Origin of the sequence: Streptomyces sp. NPDC093801 (assembly GCF_040701585.1) — a bacterium.
GTDB lineage: Bacteria > Actinomycetota > Actinomycetes > Streptomycetales > Streptomycetaceae > Streptomyces.
The window spans coordinates 19649-36797 of record NZ_JBFBDP010000039.1 but is presented as its reverse complement, the minus strand read 5'-3'; the positions used below and the strand labels follow the sequence as shown (position 1 = coordinate 36797).

Annotated in this window: 11 protein-coding genes; 8 read left to right on the top strand and 3 right to left on the bottom strand. The window is 74.7% G+C overall.

Translation table 11 applies throughout. The annotated features are described in order from the left end of the window. Nucleotides 1-98 precede the first annotated feature (98 nt). A complete protein-coding gene (locus AB0469_RS34095) occupies nucleotides 99-1985 on the bottom strand; it encodes a M1 family aminopeptidase (protein WP_366455367.1) in 1887 nt (628 codons plus the stop codon). Nucleotides 1986-2399: 414 nt separating this feature from the next. Between AB0469_RS34095 and AB0469_RS34090 the strand changes: the two genes are divergently transcribed. Both AB0469_RS34090 and AB0469_RS34085 read left to right on the top strand, forming a co-directional pair. Next, a complete protein-coding gene (locus AB0469_RS34090) occupies nucleotides 2400-3749 on the top strand; it encodes a tetratricopeptide repeat protein (protein WP_366455366.1) in 1350 nt (449 codons plus the stop codon). Nucleotides 3750-3813: 64 nt separating this feature from the next. Further along, nucleotides 3814-4563, top strand: coding sequence for a hypothetical protein (locus AB0469_RS34085; RefSeq protein WP_366455365.1), 750 nt, complete (start codon nucleotides 3814-3816; stop codon nucleotides 4561-4563). A gap of 27 nt (nucleotides 4564-4590) precedes the next feature. Here AB0469_RS34085 and AB0469_RS34080 read toward each other — a convergent pair whose 3' ends face one another. After that, a complete protein-coding gene (locus tag AB0469_RS34080; protein WP_366455364.1) occupies nucleotides 4591-6276 on the bottom strand; it encodes a DUF885 domain-containing protein in 1686 nt (561 codons plus the stop codon). 348 nt (nucleotides 6277-6624) lie between these two features. Further along, nucleotides 6625-8097 carry a hypothetical protein gene (locus AB0469_RS34075; protein ID WP_366455362.1) on the bottom strand — a complete coding sequence of 491 codons (1473 nt, stop codon included), beginning with the start codon at nucleotides 8095-8097 and terminating at the stop codon, nucleotides 6625-6627. A gap of 20 nt (nucleotides 8098-8117) precedes the next feature. Here AB0469_RS34075 and AB0469_RS34070 point away from each other — a divergent pair, with 20 nt between their 5' ends. The 6 genes from AB0469_RS34070 (at nucleotide 8118) to AB0469_RS34045 (ending at nucleotide 17065) form a co-directional block, all read left to right on the top strand. After that, on the top strand, nucleotides 8118-12884 hold the full coding sequence (locus tag AB0469_RS34070) for a WD40 repeat domain-containing protein (RefSeq protein ID WP_366455360.1): 4767 nt from the start codon (nucleotides 8118-8120) through the stop codon (nucleotides 12882-12884). Between the two features lie 378 nt (nucleotides 12885-13262). Continuing rightward, nucleotides 13263-13958 carry an RES domain-containing protein gene (locus tag AB0469_RS34065; protein WP_366455359.1) on the top strand — a complete coding sequence of 232 codons (696 nt, stop codon included), beginning with the start codon at nucleotides 13263-13265 and terminating at the stop codon, nucleotides 13956-13958. Nucleotides 13959-14690: 732 nt separating this feature from the next. Further along, nucleotides 14691-15104, top strand: a complete 414-nt coding sequence (locus AB0469_RS34060; protein ID WP_366455358.1) for an XRE family transcriptional regulator — start codon at nucleotides 14691-14693, stop codon at nucleotides 15102-15104. Between the two features lie 31 nt (nucleotides 15105-15135). After that, the gene (locus tag AB0469_RS34055; RefSeq protein WP_366455357.1) at nucleotides 15136-15612 is read left to right on the top strand and encodes a macro domain-containing protein; all 477 of its coding nucleotides are present in this window, start codon (nucleotides 15136-15138) and stop codon (nucleotides 15610-15612) included. Nucleotides 15613-15758: 146 nt separating this feature from the next. Then, nucleotides 15759-16067 carry a hypothetical protein gene (locus tag AB0469_RS34050; protein WP_366455356.1) on the top strand — a complete coding sequence of 103 codons (309 nt, stop codon included), beginning with the start codon at nucleotides 15759-15761 and terminating at the stop codon, nucleotides 16065-16067. Continuing rightward, complete coding sequence (locus AB0469_RS34045) at nucleotides 16064-17065, top strand: zeta toxin family protein (protein WP_366455355.1); 1002 nt, start codon at nucleotides 16064-16066, stop codon at nucleotides 17063-17065. The genes AB0469_RS34050 and AB0469_RS34045 overlap by 4 nt, the downstream gene beginning before the upstream one ends. Nucleotides 17066-17149: the final 84 nt, after the last annotated feature.

Below are 17149 nucleotides of genomic sequence, written 5' to 3'. Positions count from 1 at the left end.
CGCTGCCGGGCGCCGCCCGGATCCGCGGTGGGCGAAGCCGTCCCGCGGACGTCGTTCCGCCCGGGGGACGGCCCCCGGGCGGAACCGTGCCGTGCGGGTCAGCCCTCGATGCGGTGCTGGGTCCAGAACGAGGTCAGGTCGGTGGCCGACGCCGCCTGGGCGGCCGCCTTGAACTCGGCCGTCGTCGAGACGCCATACCAGTGCGCGGCCGCGTAGTCCTTCAGCAGCTTGGCCATCGCGGTGTCGCCGAGCTGGCGGCGCAGGTCGTGCAGGGCGCACTTGCCGTAGCCGTACACGACGGTCGAGTACCGGGAGGAGTTCGCGTCCCAGTAGGCCATCGAGTTGGTGATCTTCTCGGCCGAGGAGGCCCACGAGACGCTGTTCCAGCAGTTCGTGCCCGTCTTGCCCAGGGCCAGGTCGGTCGCGTAGTCGGTGAACGCCTCGTCCAGCCAGGGGCTCGCGTACTCGTCGTCGCCGACGATGCCGTAGAACCACTGGTGGCCGATCTCGTGGGTCAGCGCCGTGGTGCTCACCAGGTCGAGGACGAAGCCGGGGTACTCCATGCCCCCGAACCAGTAGTTGTTGTCGATGACCGCGTCCAGCTCGCCGTACGGGTACGCCCCGAACCGCGCCGCGTGGGCGTCGACCGCGTTCTTCGCGGTGGTCAGCATCGACTGCGCGTCGCTCGAACTGATCCCGGACACGGAGTAGATGTTGATCGGCGTGCCGGCGGCCGAGGTTCCCGAGATCTTGGCGAACGGGCCGGCGCCCCAGGCGAAGTCGCGCACCTTGGCGGCGGTGGCCCTGGTGACCGTGCGGCCGCTGGTGCCAGGGGTGTCCACCGAGGTGCCGGTGGCCGGGACGAGCAGGCCGGTGGGGTGGTCCAGGGTCACGTCGAAGTCGGCGGCCAGGGAGTAGAAGGACTCGCCGTTGTTGGTGTACGGGTCCAGGTGCCAGCCCGCGCCGTCGCGGACGGCGAGCACCGGCAGGGCGTTGCCGATGTTGCCGAACGCGCCGTCGTGGCCGAAGCGGTCGGCGCCGCTGGGTACGGTGATCGACAGGTCGAAGCCGATCGTGGCGCTCTGGCCCTGGGCGAGCGGGGCCGGCAGGCCGATCTTCAGGGCGGTGCAGGCGACCGAGAGGGCGCCGGCGGCGCCGCCGGTGACGTTGGTGACGCTGATCGGCATGGCCGAGCAGCTGCCGTGGTAATTGTCCCAGAGCCTCAGGTACACCTCGCTCAGCGGGGTGGCGGAGGCGTTGGTGAAGGACGCGGTCTCGTGCCCGGTCCACACGAAGCCGTTCGCGTCGCTGCTGAGGTTCACGGTGTACGAGGGTGCGGCCGGGGTGCGGGTGGAGTCCGTCGGCGGGACCGTGCCGCCGGAGGTGTCGAGGGCGACGTCGTCGACGACGAAGCTGGTCTGGAGGCTGGAGTCCTCGGAACCGGTGAACGCGACCGTCACGGTCTGGCCGGCGAACCCCGAGACGTCGAAGGACTTCTGGACGTAGCCGGTGTTCTTGTCGAGGTTCGAGTAGGTGGCGAGCGTCGTGCTGCCGATCTTCGCGGTGAGGGTGTCGTACTTGACCGACGTGGTCCGCTCGGCGGTGTCGACATGCAGCCAGAAGGTGAGGGTGGCGGTGCTGCACCCGGAGGGGATCGTGACGCTCTGGGAGAGCGTGTCGGTGTGCGTGCTGCCGACGCCGTTCAGCCAGGCGAAGTAGCCGCCGGCGTGGGCGCTCTGGCCGGTCCGGTTGGTGATCAGGCCGGTCTGCGACTGGCTCCAGGGCGTGGTGCCGCTCTCGAAGCCGCCGTTGCCGACGACCTGCGCCGGGGTGCAGGCCGCGGCCCGGTGCGCCGGGGCGGGGGTGCGGGCGGTGGCGGGGTGCGCCGCGGCGGCGGCCGGTGCGGCGGGGAGCAGCGCCGCCGCGGCCAGCGCGGCGACGGTGCTCACGAACGCGGCGACGGCCTTGTGGGGGGTGCCTCTCACACGTGACTCCTTCTCGGCGGCCGGGATCCCGGCCTGCTCGGTGGCCGTCCGGCGCCGGCTGGGTGCGCCGGCGGACGGCCGCGGGGGCGCACCGCTCGCGCGGGCGCCGTGGTGAGACGTGCCGTGCCCCCGGGTCGGGGGACACCGCTACGCAGCCTCGCAGCGTTGACCGGAACATGCCATCCAGAGCGGGTAAAGCGTTGCCCGGAGACGCCCTTTCGTCCTCGGGACGGCATTCTGCGGGCGCCGGGCGTCCCACCCCCGCGGAGGCTCGCCGACACCGGTACGACGGACCCGGCAAACCACCTGATGGTGTTGCCCGGGCCGGTTCCGGCGCCGGACGGCCGTCGACGGGGGCACGGGACGGGGAACGGGACGGGGGAACGCGGCGGGCAGGTCATCAGGGTGCGGCCCATGGACGCTGCCGTACTCGACCGCCGGACCCGCACCCACCAGGAGTGCCTCCCGCCCGACCTCGTCGAGCGCCTCCTCGCCCTCGGCCACGCCGACGTCGTGCGCGCCCAGGCCCTGGCGGAGGACGGCGACTGGTTCTGCGCGCGGGCCTGGGCACGGCTCCTCTCCGGACGCGGCGACACCCCGGGCGCACTCGCCGTACTGGCCCCGTACCTGGCGACGGGCTGGTGCACGGCGGCGGAGGAAGCCGCCCGGCTGCTGGACGCGGCGGGCCGCGCCGAGGAGGCCGCCGGCCTGCTGCTCCCCTTCGCCCGCGGCGGCGAGCGGTCCGCGCTGCGCGAGCTGGCCCGGCTGTCGGCCCGCCGGGGCCGGGCCGAGGAGGCGTACGCCCTGCTGCTGCCGCACATCGGGAACTGGTACCTGGCCGAGCCGCTCGCGGACCTCGCCGTCGGACTGGGCCGGGGCGACGCGTTCGCGGGGATGCTGACGGAGCGGATCCTGCCGGGCCGCCCCTGCGGCCGGTGCGGCGGCCGGGACTGCACGCGCGAGCCCGAACCCTCCAACGCGGTGGCCCTCCTGGCGTCCGTCCGTGAGCGGCAGGGCCGCACGGACGAGGCGTTCCAGGTGCTGTACGCGTACGGCTCCGTCCCCGTCAACGACCGGGACCCGCTCGCCGAACTCCTGGTGCGGCAGGGCCGGATCGACGAACTCCGCACCTACGCGGCCGACGGCGGACACCCCGCGGCGGTCCGCCGGCTGGCGGAGCTGCTGGAGGAGCGGGGGGACGTGGCGGGCGCGGTCGAGCTCTACCGGGCCCACACGGGGCACCCCCTCGGACACGCGCAGGCCCTGCTCGCCGAGCTCCTCGTCCGGCACGGCCGGGGCGACGAGGCCATCGAGGTGTTGCGGGCGCGGGAGACGTCCGACGACTGCACGCTGGACCGGCTGTGCCGGCTGTTCGCCGCCGAGGGCCGGGCCGAGGAGGGCCTCGCACACCTGGACGCCCTCGCGGAGCGCCGGGGCAAGGAGGAATGGGAGCTGCTGCGGCTGCGCGGCCCGCTGCTGGCGGCCTGCGGGCGGCTGGACGAAGCGGTGCGGCAGGCCGGGGCGCACCCGGAGGGCGGGAGCCCGTACGCGGTGGAGGACCTGGCCCGTCTCCTGGCCGACCACGGCCGACGGGAGGAGGCCGTCGCCCTCCTGGACACCGACCGCGTGGAGCACGGCCGCACCCTCGGGCCGATCCTGGTGGACCTGGGCCGCATCGACGAAGCCGTCGCCCTCCTGCGTACCCCGCTGCCCCCCGTGCCGCCGCCGTCCCCCGCGGACTACAGCGACTGCCCGCCCTTCTAGCACCCGTCCCCGGGGCCCTGCCCCGAGCCGAACCCCGCACCGCCGCACGGCTAGGGTCTGCGGCATGCCCACCACGCCGCCGACGAGCCCCGCCCCGTCCCCCGGCCCCCGCATCCGCGAGACCTTCCGCACCGTGGTGGCCGACCACTTCGCCGACGCGCCGGCCCCGGCACCCGTACACGCGGAACTCCTGTTCTGCGACGCCCCCTTCGACTCCGACGACGACTTCCTGTGCGACTTCTACAACGAGATCCTGCACCAGGGCACCTGCGACGGGCGCACCCATGAAGGCGTAGCCCTCCTCGCGGTACTCGCCACCGACGACCGTGTTCCGCCCTCCATGCGGATGTCGCTGGTGCACCTGCTGTTCCGCATCGCGACCGTGACCGGGCACGACGAGGCCGAGAGCTGGCCCCAGCCGCGTTCCTGCGGGAACCCCGCCGCCGAGGCCCGTGCCCGCGCGGCCGTCCGGGAGGCCGTTCCCCGGCTCCTGGCGCGGTGGGAGGCGGAGCCGGTCATCGTCCGCATGCCCCTGACGGCCCTCGCCGCCGCCTTCCCGACGACGGAGGCGGCGCAGGCCCTCCTTCCCCAGCTGCGGACACTGGCGGGCCGGTACCGGGGCCGGACGCTTCCGGGGGACTACGTCCGCCTGGCGGGCACCATCGTCGGCAGGCGGGAGAACCTCCTCACCGCGGTCGAACTCCTCACCAGCCAGGACTGGAGCCCGACGGTCAGGTCGGCTCCCCTCCCCGGCCGGGCGGTCCACCTCCTGCGGCAGATGCTGGAGCGTCTCCTGGCCACCGCGAGGGCCTGATGCCAGGGGGCGGCGCCGCCCGGGTTCCTAGAGTGCGGCGAGGTGGTCGACCAGATCGTCGAGGCCGAGCGAGCCCTGGGAGAGGGCCTTCATGTGCCAGGCCTTGAGGTCGAAACCGGAGCCGTGCCGGCGGCGTGCGGCTTCGCGCCCCCGCAGCCAGGCACGTTCGCCGATCTTGTAGCCGATCGCCTGCCCGGGCATGCCGAGGTAGCGGACGATCTCGCTGTCCCGCAGGGCGGCGGGGCTGCCGTTGTGGGTGGCCATGAACTCCGTGGCGAGGTCGGGGGTCCAGCGCTCGCCGGGGTGGAAGCCCGAGTCGGCGGGGATGGAGAGGCCCAGGTGCATGCCGATGTCGATGATCACCCGGATGGTGCGCAGCATCTGTTCGTCGAGGAAGCCGAGGCGGTGGGCGGGGTCGGTGAAGAAGCCCAGGTCGTCCATGAGGCGTTCGGAGTAGAGGGCCCAGCCCTCGATGTCGGCGCTGACCATGCCCAGCGTGGTCTGGTAGCGGCTGAGCCGGTCGGCGACGGCGACCCACTGGGCCAGTTGCAGGTGGTGGCCGGGAACGCCCTCGTGGTACCAGACGGTGACGAGTTGCCAGGTCGGAAAGGTGTCGCGGCCGAGCGTGGGCAGGTAGGTGCGTCCCGGACGGCTGAAGTCCAGGCTGGGGCCGGAGTAGTACGGCGTGGCGGAGCTGCCGGCCGGGGCGATCCGGGATTCCACCCGGCGTACGGGGCCGGCGATGTCGAAGTGGGTGCCGTCGAGGGCCTCGATCGCCCCGTCCATGAGGTCCTGGAGCCACGCACGGACGGCCTCCACGCCCTCGACCGCGTGGCCGTGGCGCTCCAGGTGGTGCGTGGCCTCCCGGACCCCGGCCCCGGGCAGCACCCGCTCGGCCTCGGTGCGCAGCTCGGCCGCCGTCCGGTGGAACTCGCTCCACGCCCAGGCGTAGGCCTCGTCCAGGTCGAGGTCGGCGCCCGTGTGGCCGCGCACGGCGAGCCGGTAGCGCTCGCGGCCCACGGCGTCGGGGGTGCGGGAGGCGGCCGGTGCGTACGTGTCGCGCAGCCAGTCGCGGAACTCGGCGACGGCGGCGGTGGCCCGGAGGGCGGTGGCGTCCAGCTCGCCGCGCAACCGCTCGGGGCCGGGGGCGACGAATCCGGCGAACCACCCCGGGCCGGCTGTGCCGCCGGGCCCCTCGCCGGTCCAGGCGGTGAGCTGGTCGACGACCGCGGCCGCCTGGCGGGGCGCGGCGAGCAGGCCCCGGGACATCCCTTCGGTGAGGGTGGTGCGGTAGCCGTCGAGCGCGGCGGGCAGGTTGCGCAGACGCCCGGCCACCGCGGCCCATTCGTCGTCGGTGCCGGTCGGCATGAAGGTGAAGATGTCCCGCACGTGGTGCACATGGGCGCCGATGTTGCGCAGTCGGCGGAAGTTCTCGCCGGACTCGTGCAGGGCGAGCTCGGCGGTGAGGCGCTCGCGGAGCAGCCGCGCGCAGGTCAGCTCGGCGGGGTCGTCGGTGGCGGGGGCGGCGTCGAGGGCGGTGAGGGTGCGCCGGGCGATGTCGGCGTGTGCCTCGAAGCCCTCCGGAGACAGGTCCGGCTGCCGGTCGTCGCCGGGGTGCAGTCCCAACCAGGCGGCCTCCAGCGGATCGTGGGCGGCCACCTGGTCGAGGTGGCGGTCGGCGATGCCGCGCGGGGTGATCGTTTCATCTGCCATGCGAGCCATCCTGACGCACCCTCGCCAGGGGCGTACCGAGGGGCCCGCAGGGGGCACCGTCCCCGCCCCGCCCCTGCTCAGGGCCGGCCGCGTTCCGTCTCCATCCGCGCCACGGCGGCCGAAAACATCCCCGTCGCCCTCACGCGTATCGGCCAGCCCGGGACTGGCGGAGGGCACTTTGATGCCATGTTCCGGCCACTTCGCCTCCACTTCGGTCGGAACATTTCACTCCGGTACTAGCGTTCGAACCCTGCTCGTCGCCCCCGCGCAAGGGCCGGCCGACGGGCCCGACAGTCCGGTGGGTGTCCCGGCGGAAGCCGCCCCGGGGCACCCACCGCTCCAGCGCCGTCAGTCCTCCGCCTCCGCCGGCTCCTGGCCCGGTTCCGTGGCCATGACCAGCTGGGTGATGTCGGAGCCGTCCTGGGTGCGGACCTCGATGCGGTACAGGCCCGGGGCCGGGGCGCTCGCCCGGGCGGTGGCCACGCCGTCCTCCCAGGCCGGGGTGAGCGGCACGGGGTCGTCGGGGTGGGCGAGGTCGGTGAGGCGGCAGGTCAGGGACGCGAGGGAGTCGACCCCGGTGAGGTGGAGCTTCCACGGACGGCCGGCCTCGACCAGGTCGGGCGCCGTCAGCCCGCAGCCGGCTTCGCCCTGCGGGGGACCGGGGTTGACGTCGCCGCGCAGGATCTCCGTGACGGTGTCGAGCGCCGTGCGCGCCCTGGCGACGTCGCCGTGCTGGAGGGGGAGGTGGGTGACGATGTCGGTGAGGACCGCCGACTCCTTGTAGACGGTGCCGTCGCCGTGGACCTGGAAGTAGCGGACGCGGTCGTGGCGGTCGCGGATGAAGGTGCCGTCGGAGTTCTGCCGGGCCCCGTCGAGGTGCGCCTCCACCGTGCCGGCCGTGATGGTCAGGTTCTGCCAGGTGGGCTGGTTGACGCCGACGACCGAGCGGTGTCCGGGCAGGGCGATGTGCTGCTGGCCGTAGTGGAAACGGGCCGCCCTGCGGGTCAGTTCCGCGCTGCCGCCGATCGACTCGACGTCGCCCGGGGTGAGGTGGCGCACGTCGCCCCCGGCGCGCAGGCTGCGGTACTGCGGCAGCAGGTCGTGCAGGCCCGGCATGGTGGCGCAGATCGCCCGGAGTTTGCGGTGCGGCAGCCGTACGGGGGCGCCGCGGCCGGTCGCGAGGATGACGGCGGCCTTCACCGAGCCCTGGAACGGCGTGCCGAGGGTGATCACGCCCCGGGTGTCGGCCTGGAGGTCGCCGTCGTAGCCGGGGTCGAGGGCCGCGCGGGTGACGAGCCCGCCCATGGAGTGGGCGACGAAGACGAGCCTCCCCTCCCGCTGGTCGGTGCGGTGGCGGCGGGCCTCGGTGTGCGCGGGGTGGCCGCGCCACTCGGTGAGGTGGCGGCGCGCGGCGTCGGCCAGGAGGCGGCCGTTGGTGGCCACGGGCAGGCGCCAGTCGTAGGCGAACTCCAGGATCGCGGCGTCGTCGGCGACACTGGTGCGGATCGTGTCGACCAGATCGGTGTACGGCTCGCTGCCCGCGAGGTACGGGGTCCACGCGGAGTGCCTCAGGAGGCCGGTGGCCGCGATCCGGCCGGTCTTGCCCTCCAGTTCGTCCTCGGTCATGGCCAGGGGCTTCAGTCCGGAGGGCGTGGTCCAGGCCTTCAGCAGCCAGGAGATGCCGCCGATGCCCCAGACCTCCTTGTGGCTGGTGGTGTCGTAGAGGGTGCTGCCCATGATGCCGGGGACGACGACGACCGCGTCCTGGGTCACGTACTCCGGTAACTCCCCGGCGCGGGGCCGGTTCTGCTGCTCGTTCATGGGAGGGAACAATAGGGACCGTGGACGGGGAGCGGGGCGATATCGGCTTGGCCGGTGCGGTGGAGGCGGCCGCGCCGCCGGCGGTGGCCGCGCCGGTCACGGCCGCGCCGGTCACGGGCACGCCGGTCACGGGCACGCCGGTCACGGGCACGCCGGTCGCGGGCACGCCGGTCGCGGGCACGCTGTTCGTCCTGCCGATGGAGGACGGTACGAAGGCGCTGGAGGAGTCCTTCCGCGCCCAGCTGGAGGCGGTGTCCCTGTGGTGGGAGCGGCCGCCGCCGGACGGCCCCGGCTTCGTGAGGGTGGCGCCGACGCGGCCGGTGGCCGACCGGCACGACGTCGAGCGCTTCCTCGAGGAATCGGGGATCCGGAGCGCTGAACCGGACGTTCCCGTGGTGCTGTACGTGACGGGGCACGGGCTGACCTCGCCCTCGGCGAAGCACTTCGCGGTCCTGCGGAAGACCAGGACCGACCGGCTGCTGGCGACCGGACTGCGGACGACGGAGATCGTCATCGCCGCCCTCGACTCGCACGCCCGCGACGTCCTGGTGATCGTCAACATGTGCGAGTCCGCCGACCTCGGGGGCGAGCTGCTGGAACTCACGCGGGACCTGTCCGCCGAGCGCACCGGGGCCGCCACCCTGAACGTGCTCACCACGGCGGCGCCCAAGACGCAGGTGCTGGGCGGGGAGTTCGCGCTCGTCCTGCGCAGGGCCCACGAGTGGCTGGCCACGGCCGGGGGGATCGCCCGCCCGCACCTGACGATGGGCGAGTTCAGCCGGGCCCTGTCCCGGGCGGCGGAGGCGATCGGCGCGGAGCTCGGCCGTCCCCTGTCCGTCGACTGCCGGCCGCTGCCGGCCGGCGGACTGCACGTGCCGACCCCCGCCCTGCCGAATCCGGGGTACCGGCCGGAGCCGACCGTGGTGGAGGAGGGCCGGCGGGAGGTGGCGACGGCCCCGAAGGACCTGGAGCACTGGCTGGAGAAGGCCAGCGGCCGCACCGGCGCCGAGGACACCGGCTGGTACTTCTCGGGCCGCAGGGACCTGAACGCGGCGTTGGTCTCCTTCCTGACGGGTCCGGCCGGGGTGCTGGTCGTCACCGGCATCACGGCGAGCGGGAAGTCCGCCGTCCTGGGCCGCGCGGTGACCCTGAGCGACGCGAGGTTCAGGCGGTCCGCCCTGTTCGGGGCCGCCGTCGGCCACTGCCCGCCGGACACCGTCCCGGACGAGGGCGCCGTGGACATCGCCGTCACCGCGCGCAACCGGGAGGCGCTGGGGCTGCTGAGGACCATCGCGCAGAAGCTGGGCGCCACCCCCGACCCCTCGGGCCGGGACCAGCTGGGCCGCTGGCAGCTGGGGCTGCGGAAGTTCCTCGGGGCGACCGGCCGGCCCGTCACGATCGTGGTCGACTCCCTGGACGAGGCGTCCGACCCGGCGGCGGTCCTGCACCAGGTCCTGGTCCCGCTGGCCGGCCGCGCACCGGGCACCGCCGTCCCGCCCCAGGCCGCCCGCCCGCCGGACGACGCGGAGCCGCCGCGGGGCGGTGCGGAGCCGCCGCCGGACGACGCGGAGTCCCCGCCGGACGGTGCCGTGCCGCCGCCGGACGACGCGGAGCCGCCGCCGGACGGTGCCGGGCCGGGGCCCGGCCCGGGCCGGGTGCGGTTGCTCGTCGCCGTGCGCAGCAGCGATCCGGCCGACGGGGCGCAGGGCGGCGACGGGCAGGACGTCCTGGGCCGGCTGCGGGAGGCGTTCGGCGGGGCGGCCGTACTGCGCACGGACGGCCCGGAGACGCGCGCGGACGTCGAAGGGTACGTACGGGCCCTCCTGCACGGGGAGCCCCGCTGGGCGGGACACGACCTGGCCGAGGTGGGGCGGACGGTGGCCGGCGCGGCGGGACGGTCCTTCCTCGACGCCCGCGTGGCGGCGGGCCAGCTGCGCACCGGGGGGCCGGCGCTGCTGGCCGACGCGCACTGGCTGGCGCGGCTGGGCGAGGGCACGGCCGGGCTGCTGGAGGCCGACCTGGCGGGGGCGGCCGAGGACGGCCTGGCGGCGGACGAGGCGCTGGCCCTGCTGCGGGCGGCGGCGTTCGCGCGGGGCCGCGGCGTCGCGTGGGGCGAGGTGTGGCCGGCCGTCGCCTCCGCGGTCCTCGGCAGGCCCCTCACGGACGCCGACGGCAAGATCGCGGTGCTGCTGGGAGGCCGTCTGGCGGGGTATCTCACCCATGACGTAGAAGAGGACCAGCGGGTCTACCGGCCGGCCCACGAGCGGCTGGCCGCGGTCCTGCGCGCCCGGCCCGCCGCCGGCGCCGCGCCTGCCGGGGGGATGGGAATGACGAGTGCTCAGGACGGGCCCGACGACGATACGGCCGGGGCCGGGACGGGCGCCGCGGACGGCGCGCGGCGGGACCCGTACGCGTACAAGAACGAGGACGACGCCGCCGTGCACGCCCGCATCGCCCGGGCGCTCGCCGACCTGGCCGCCCCGCACACCGCCGGAGCCGCCGACGGCGCCCCGCACCCGTACGTACGCCGCCACCTCGCACACCACGCCCGCCTCGGCGGGGTCCTGGACGACGCGCACGTGCCGCCGGAGGTCCTGCCGTGGCTGACCGGCAGCCCCGTCCGCGGCCTGCTGGGGCCGGGCCGCGGGCAGGAGGGCCGGCTCTGGCTGGAGGCGTGGGCCGCGGTGGAGCCGTACCTGCACCGCGTCGACGACCACCCCTCGCGCCTGGCCAGCCTGCACCTGGCGTACACGGCGCTGCGCTTCCCCGGTCTGGCGCGCCCGCCGATGCCCGAGGAGGAGACCGGGTCGGCGCCTCCCGCGCCTGCCGGGGCGCCGCTGACCGTGCTGTGGTCCCAGTGGGCGCCGGCCGTCAACGTCCTCGCCACCCTCGGCGCCACGGTCCGCTCCCTCGCCGCGCTGGCGGCGCCCGACGGACGCGCGGCCCTCGCGGCGGGCGACGAGAACGGCGGCATCGAACTGTTCGACGCGGTCGAGGGGACGGCGCTGCGCGAGCGGATCCACGCCCACGACGGGGCCGTCCGCCGGCTGCTCCTCGCCCCGCGCCCGGCGCAGTCCCCCCTGCTGGTGTCCGGCAGTACGGACGGCACCGTGCGCCTGCGGGACCCCGCGACCGGCCGGCTCCTCGACCAGGTGCACCGGCCCGGCGGGATCTGGATCGCCGACGTGTGCGCGTACCGCGACGGCGGGCACGAACTCGCCGTGCTCAGCGTCAACGGCAACGGTGAGCTGGTCTGGTGGAACGAGCGGATGGGGCCGCAGGAGGTGCTGACCCTGCCGGGGGAGGTGCCGCGTACGGCGGCCGTCGCCCTGGCGGTGGTGGAGGACCCGCCCGGCCGGCCCCTGCTGGCCGTCGCCGACGGGACGGAGCTGGCGTTCCTGGACACCGCCTCCTGGGCCGAGGCGGCACGCTTCGAGCTGCCGGCCCCCGTACGGGTGCTGGCCGCCACCACCGGCACCGGGACGGTCGCGGCGGGCCACGCGGACGGCAGCGTCACGCTCTGGGGCGCCGACGGGCCGCGCTCCCCCCTGACCGGCGCCCCCGGACCGGTGACCGGCCTGGCCGCCCTCACCCTGGACGGACGCCACCTCCTCGCCGCCGCCGCCGGCAACGACATCGCCGTGTGGGACACCGCCGTCCAGGAGCCCCCCGGGCTGCTCGGCGGGCACACCGCCCCGGTGACCGCGCTCAGCCCCGTCGCCTCCCCGGACACCGGGATCCTCGCCTCGGCCTCCACGGACGGCACGCTGCGCCTGTGGAACCGGGAGGTGCTGCGCCGCGCACTGGACGCCGCGCACGCACCGGCCGCGCCCGCGCCGACCGGCGGAGCGCTGCTGACGCGGGACGCGGGGGACCCGCACGGCCCGTCCTGGTTCGCGCTGAGCGGCGGCGTCCCGCACGTCGACGTCCGGGACATCGACACGGGGGACGCGGTCGCCAGGATCGACACCGGCCGGCCGGCGACCGCCCTGGCCTGGGCCCGGCGCGGGCGGGGCCGCGTCCTGGCGGCGGCCGCGGGCGCGGACCACACCATCCGGCTGTGGGACGCGCAGACCCGGCGCGTCCTGCCCGACGCCCTCGAAGGGCACGTCGACCACGTCCGCTCCCTCGCCGCATGGACCACCGCGGAGGGCCGCAACCTGCTGCTGAGCGGCGGGGACGACCACACGGTGCGGCTGTGGGACCTGGACCGCCCGGGCCCGCTGCGCAAGTGGAGCGGCCACGGCATGCGGGTGTGGGCGGTCGCTGCCGCCCCGGACGGGACGGGCCGGGACTGGCTCGCCTCCGCCGGCTCCGACGGCACCGTGCGCCTGTGGGACGCGGAACACGGGCAGCTGGGCGCCCCCCTGCGCTGCGCCCAGGGCCTGCTCCACGCCGTCGCCCTCAACCCCCGGCCGCTCGGCGGCCTCCCGCCGCATCTGGCCAGCGGCGGCGACACGGGCACCGTACGGCTGTGGGACCTGCTCGCGCACCGGCCGCTGGGCGCGCCGCTGACCGGCCACACGACGGCCGTACGGGCCCTGGCCGCCTGGAGCACGGAGGGCCACGGCAGCCTGGTCGCCGCCGGCGCGGCCGACGGGACCGTCCGCGTCTGGGACGCCGGCTCCGGCCGGTGCCGCCTGTTCCTCGCCACGGGGAGCCCGGTGCGCAGCCTCGCCGCGCATCCCGCGGCGGCCGACGGGCGCGTGGTCCTCTCCTTCGCCGGGGACGCCGGCGCCGCCGCCGTGGAGCTCGACCTGGCCCGGTGCGGGAGGGGCGGAGCCTGACCACCGCCCCCGCATGCGCCCCCGTGCTTCTTCGTGCGCCCCCGTGGACCACCGCAACCCTGTCGCTTCGGTCGTATCCGCGCATGAAAATGATCGTTCGGCATGTGTCACGGACCGGAACTCCACACGGAAGCCCCCCGGCCCGTCGCACACCGCCGGCCACACCCGTCCATCACGCACCAGCAGGCCAGCAGGCCGGCTGACCGGTCGAACAGCACCCGCTCATGAGCACCCCTCACGAACGGGCACCACACCGCCAAGGGACCGGTTCTCCCGGCGGACGGGGCCGCCCCGCCGGCCCGCCCGCCCGCCGCGGGAGCCCACGAGCAACACCGGCACGCGCCCGCGGAGGGCGGCCGGAGCAAGGAGAGCGGCCGCATGAGCCGGGACACCGCACAGCCCGACGTCGTCCTCGTCCCCGCGCCGGAGCGCGGCATCTGGCGCCTGGGGAAGGCCAAGAACCCGGTCACGTACGAGATCATCAGCCAGGAGGACGCCGACCGGACGGGCGGCAACCGCTGGAGCCTGGTCAGCTACGGCACCCTGTACTGCGCCTCGGAGCACGACGGCTGCTTCGCGGAGGCGTTAGCCCCGTTCCGCGTGCACCCCGGGATGCGGGAGGTCATCGCGGACGACTGGCAGGAGCCGTACTACATGACCCCCGGCAAGATCCCCCGTGACTGGACCACGCGCCACACCCTGGTCCGCCTGCTGCCCCCCGAAGACGCCCGCTTCCTGGACGTGGACGAGGAGCGGACCCTGGAGACCCTCTCCCGCGAACTCAAGGACCAGCTGGCGCAACAGGGCGTCGACCGGCTCACCACGGAGCACATCCAGGGCTTCAACCGCCGGATCACCCGGCTGATCTCGGCCTGGGCCATCACCCAGCGCACCGGCCCCTCGGATCAGGAGCGCCTCATCCACGGCATCGCCTACCGCTCCCGCTTCGGCATGCGCCAGTGCTGGGCGGTCTTCAACGACGTGGAGCTGAAGCAGGAGGAGTCCAGCCTCATCTTCCCGGAGGCGGAGGCACTGCGGCGGGTGGCGGACGAGTACGGGCTGACGATGCTGTGACGGGAGGGGCGACCCGACCCCCGCCCCTCACCCGCCTCCCACCCCACCACCCACCCCGCCCCTCACCCCACCTCAAAACCCCCCTGAACCCCCTGCGAAAACACCCCTCCGACCACCCGATCCCCCTCACCCGAAAGAACGAAACCCCCTCCCCCGCCAAGACGACATCACCCCAGGTCAGACCACAACCACAGGGTCGAGCAGGACAGTTGACACCCCATCGACATCTCGACGGATTCTTCCTAAGAGGTGGAGTTGGAGGGTGATAATGGGTAACCTCACCAGTACATCGACCAACGTGGAACATGTGGGGGATCTCATGAACAGCACCGGTTGTGCCGCAGTCGCGTCCTTAGCGGCCGCACTCACGCCCTGCGTCGCGGCACCACCACCGCCCGCCACGGCCGCCCCGCCCACCCCAGCTCTCCCCGTCGGCCATCCATGGGCCGGATCCGCCCCGCGGACCGGAATACACAGAGGCTGAACGCCGACCGCCGACCGCCACCGGCCGGCCGGCACACCCCACCCGCCCTGGTCACGCTTCCCGGCGGGTCGGGAACCGGAACACATCGTGAAGCGTTCGCAGCTCGCCGAGACCGAGCGTCCCTCCCGTCTGCCCCTGCGGCAGCACACGACAGCCAGGTCCTGCGGGCACACCCGACACCCGTCGCCTGAGCACGCGACCCGCCACCCGCGCGGGCGCACAGTCAGGGCAACGAGGGAGACCCGACCATGCCTTCTGACGCCACCACGCCCCCCACCACCGTCGCCGTCGCCAAGAGCGTCGCCAGCGCCGAGCGGGCCCATGTCGCCACCGTGCGCATGCACATCAGCGAGATCGCCCGCTTCCTCCAGGACAACCTGGGGCAACGCCTGACCGCGCGCATCGCCAACATCAACGACCCGAAGCAGGTCGGCAAATGGGCCTCGGGCGACACCAACCCCCGCCCCGAGTCGGAACAGCGCCTGCGCGCCGCCCTCCAGGTCTTCCAGCTGATCCAGGACGCCGAGAGCCTCTACACGGCCCGGGCCTGGATGATCGGCATGAATCCGCAACTGGACGACGAGGCCCCGGCCCAGTGCATCGCCGACGGCCGGATGCGCGACGTGATGGTGGCGGCCCGCGCCTACGTCGACGGCGGCTGACCCGAACCCGCGCCGCCCGTACAGTCGTGGCATGAAACCCCTCACGTTCCTCGCCGGTGACGCCACGAACCCCCAGGCCAAAGGCCCCAAAGTCATCGCCCACGTCTGCAACGACCTCGGCGGCTGGGGCAAGGGCTTCGTCCTGGCGCTCTCCAAGCGCTGGCCGGAGCCCGAGAGGGACTACCGCACCTGGCACCGCGCCCGCTCCGGCAACGACTTCGGCCTCGGCGCGGTCCGGCTGATCCAGGTCCGGCCGGACCTCTGGGTCGCCAACATGGTCGCCCAGCGCGGCATACGCACGGGCAGCTCGGGCGTGCCCATCCGCTACGACGCCCTCGAACGGTGCCTCACCGCACTCGCCGACCACGCGCTCGAACGGGGCGCCTCCGTCCACATGCCCCGCATCGGCTGCGGCCTGGCCGGCGGCAAGTGGTCCCGCGTGGAACCCCTGATCACCGAGACCCTGTGCGCCAAGGACATCGCCGTCACGGTCTACGACCACGCCTGAGCCACGGACGTGGCCGCTGCCACTGGTGCTGTGGCTCGGCAGATCACACAGGTCTCCAGACCGGAGCCGATCAGGGGCAGCCGTCCCCGTCGGCACAGCACCCCCCTTCCGCAAGAGGGGCCGTACCGTCGAGAAGGGAGCCCGCCGTGTCGACGACCCGTGGAATCTCCGTGACCCACGAGCTGGAGCCGCACGACTGGTCCAACGAGGAGACCGCAGCGTACGAGGCAGCGATCGAGGCGGTGAACGGAGCCGTCGGCTCCTACAGCGCGCTGATCGCCGCGGAGGAGGCCGGACCCGAGCCGGACCCGGCCGTCATCCAGCGGGCGCGCGCCGCCCAGACCAGGCTCGCCCGCGAGCGCGAAGGGCTGCGCTCGAACGACCGCGAGCAGATCGCCGCCGCCCGCCGACACTACGCCCGGCTCGCCCGGGAGACCCGGGGCGGCATCGCGTGATCCACGCCGACCAGGTCGAACGCCACCGGCTACCGGATGCCGAGAACCAGCGGATCTTCCGCGACCACATCGTCCCCGGCCTGCTGACCGGGCGCGTCCCGCAAGCGACTCCCACGGTGGTGTTCCTCGTCGGCCAGCCCGGCGCGGGCAAGAGCCGCGTCACCGAGATGGTCGCCGGCCTGCTCGACCGGCACGGCGGCTTCGTCGACGTCGACAGCGACCTCTACAAGCCCTACCACCCCGCCTACGACGGCCTGCTGGCCCAGGACGACACCCTCATGACCGCGTGCACCCGTGCCGACGGCCGCGCGTGGATGGCCCAGGCAGAGGAATACGTCCGCGCCCACGGCCTCCACGCCATCGTCCAGGAGACCTCCCAGAACGCGCAGGCCGTCGAGGAGAAGATGCGGGCCTACCGCCGGTCCGGAGCCCGTGTCGAGGGCCTGTTCATGGGCGTGCCCCGGGCGATGAGCAACCAGGGCATCGTGCACCGCTACTTCGAGCAGCTCGCCGACCGCGGGCGGGGACGGCTCACCGTCCAGGCGAACGCCGACGAGTCCTACGACGGGATCCTCGAGCTGGCCGACCGCGTCGACAGCCGCGGGCTCCTCGACCTGGCCGTCGTCTACCGCCACGGCGAGGCGAAACCCCGCTACGCCAACACGACGGACGCCTCCGGGACCTGGACCGGCCCGCCCGCCCTGGGCCGGGCCCTGCGGAACGAACGCACCCGCCCGTGGACGCGGGCCGAGAGCGCCGGCTTCACCACCACCCAACTGCACCTGCGGGAGACCGCCCGCACCCTGGGCCCGGAGTGGCCCGACCGCCTCGCCACGATCGAACGACAAGCCGCCCCCCTCCTCCACCCAACCGACGCCCGACGCCTGGCACCGGTCCACCCGCCGTCCGGCGAACCCGACGTCCCCGTCCCCACGGCTGCCCCGCCCCCCGGGACGACACCACCGGACCGCCCCGACACCACCGTCGCCGCCCGCTGACCCACACCGGCTCCGTAGCGTCGAGGTCCGCCACCGAGCGGACACTCCGCCCCTCGGTCTCCGGCCACCGCGCGTTCACGGGAC

Coding starts and splice junctions, on each gene's coding strand:
- AB0469_RS34055 (WP_366455357.1), top strand. CDS start 15,136: ATGAAACCCCTCACGTTCCTCGCCGGTGACGCCACGAACCCCCAGGCC.
- AB0469_RS34060 (WP_366455358.1), top strand. CDS start 14,691: ATGCCTTCTGACGCCACCACGCCCCCCACCACCGTCGCCGTCGCCAAG.
- AB0469_RS34085 (WP_366455365.1), top strand. CDS start 3,814: ATGCCCACCACGCCGCCGACGAGCCCCGCCCCGTCCCCCGGCCCCCGC.
- AB0469_RS34090 (WP_366455366.1), top strand. CDS start 2,400: ATGGACGCTGCCGTACTCGACCGCCGGACCCGCACCCACCAGGAGTGC.
- AB0469_RS34080 (WP_366455364.1), bottom strand. CDS start 6,276: ATGGCAGATGAAACGATCACCCCGCGCGGCATCGCCGACCGCCACCTC.
- AB0469_RS34075 (WP_366455362.1), bottom strand. CDS start 8,097: ATGAACGAGCAGCAGAACCGGCCCCGCGCCGGGGAGTTACCGGAGTAC.
- AB0469_RS34065 (WP_366455359.1), top strand. CDS start 13,263: ATGAGCCGGGACACCGCACAGCCCGACGTCGTCCTCGTCCCCGCGCCG.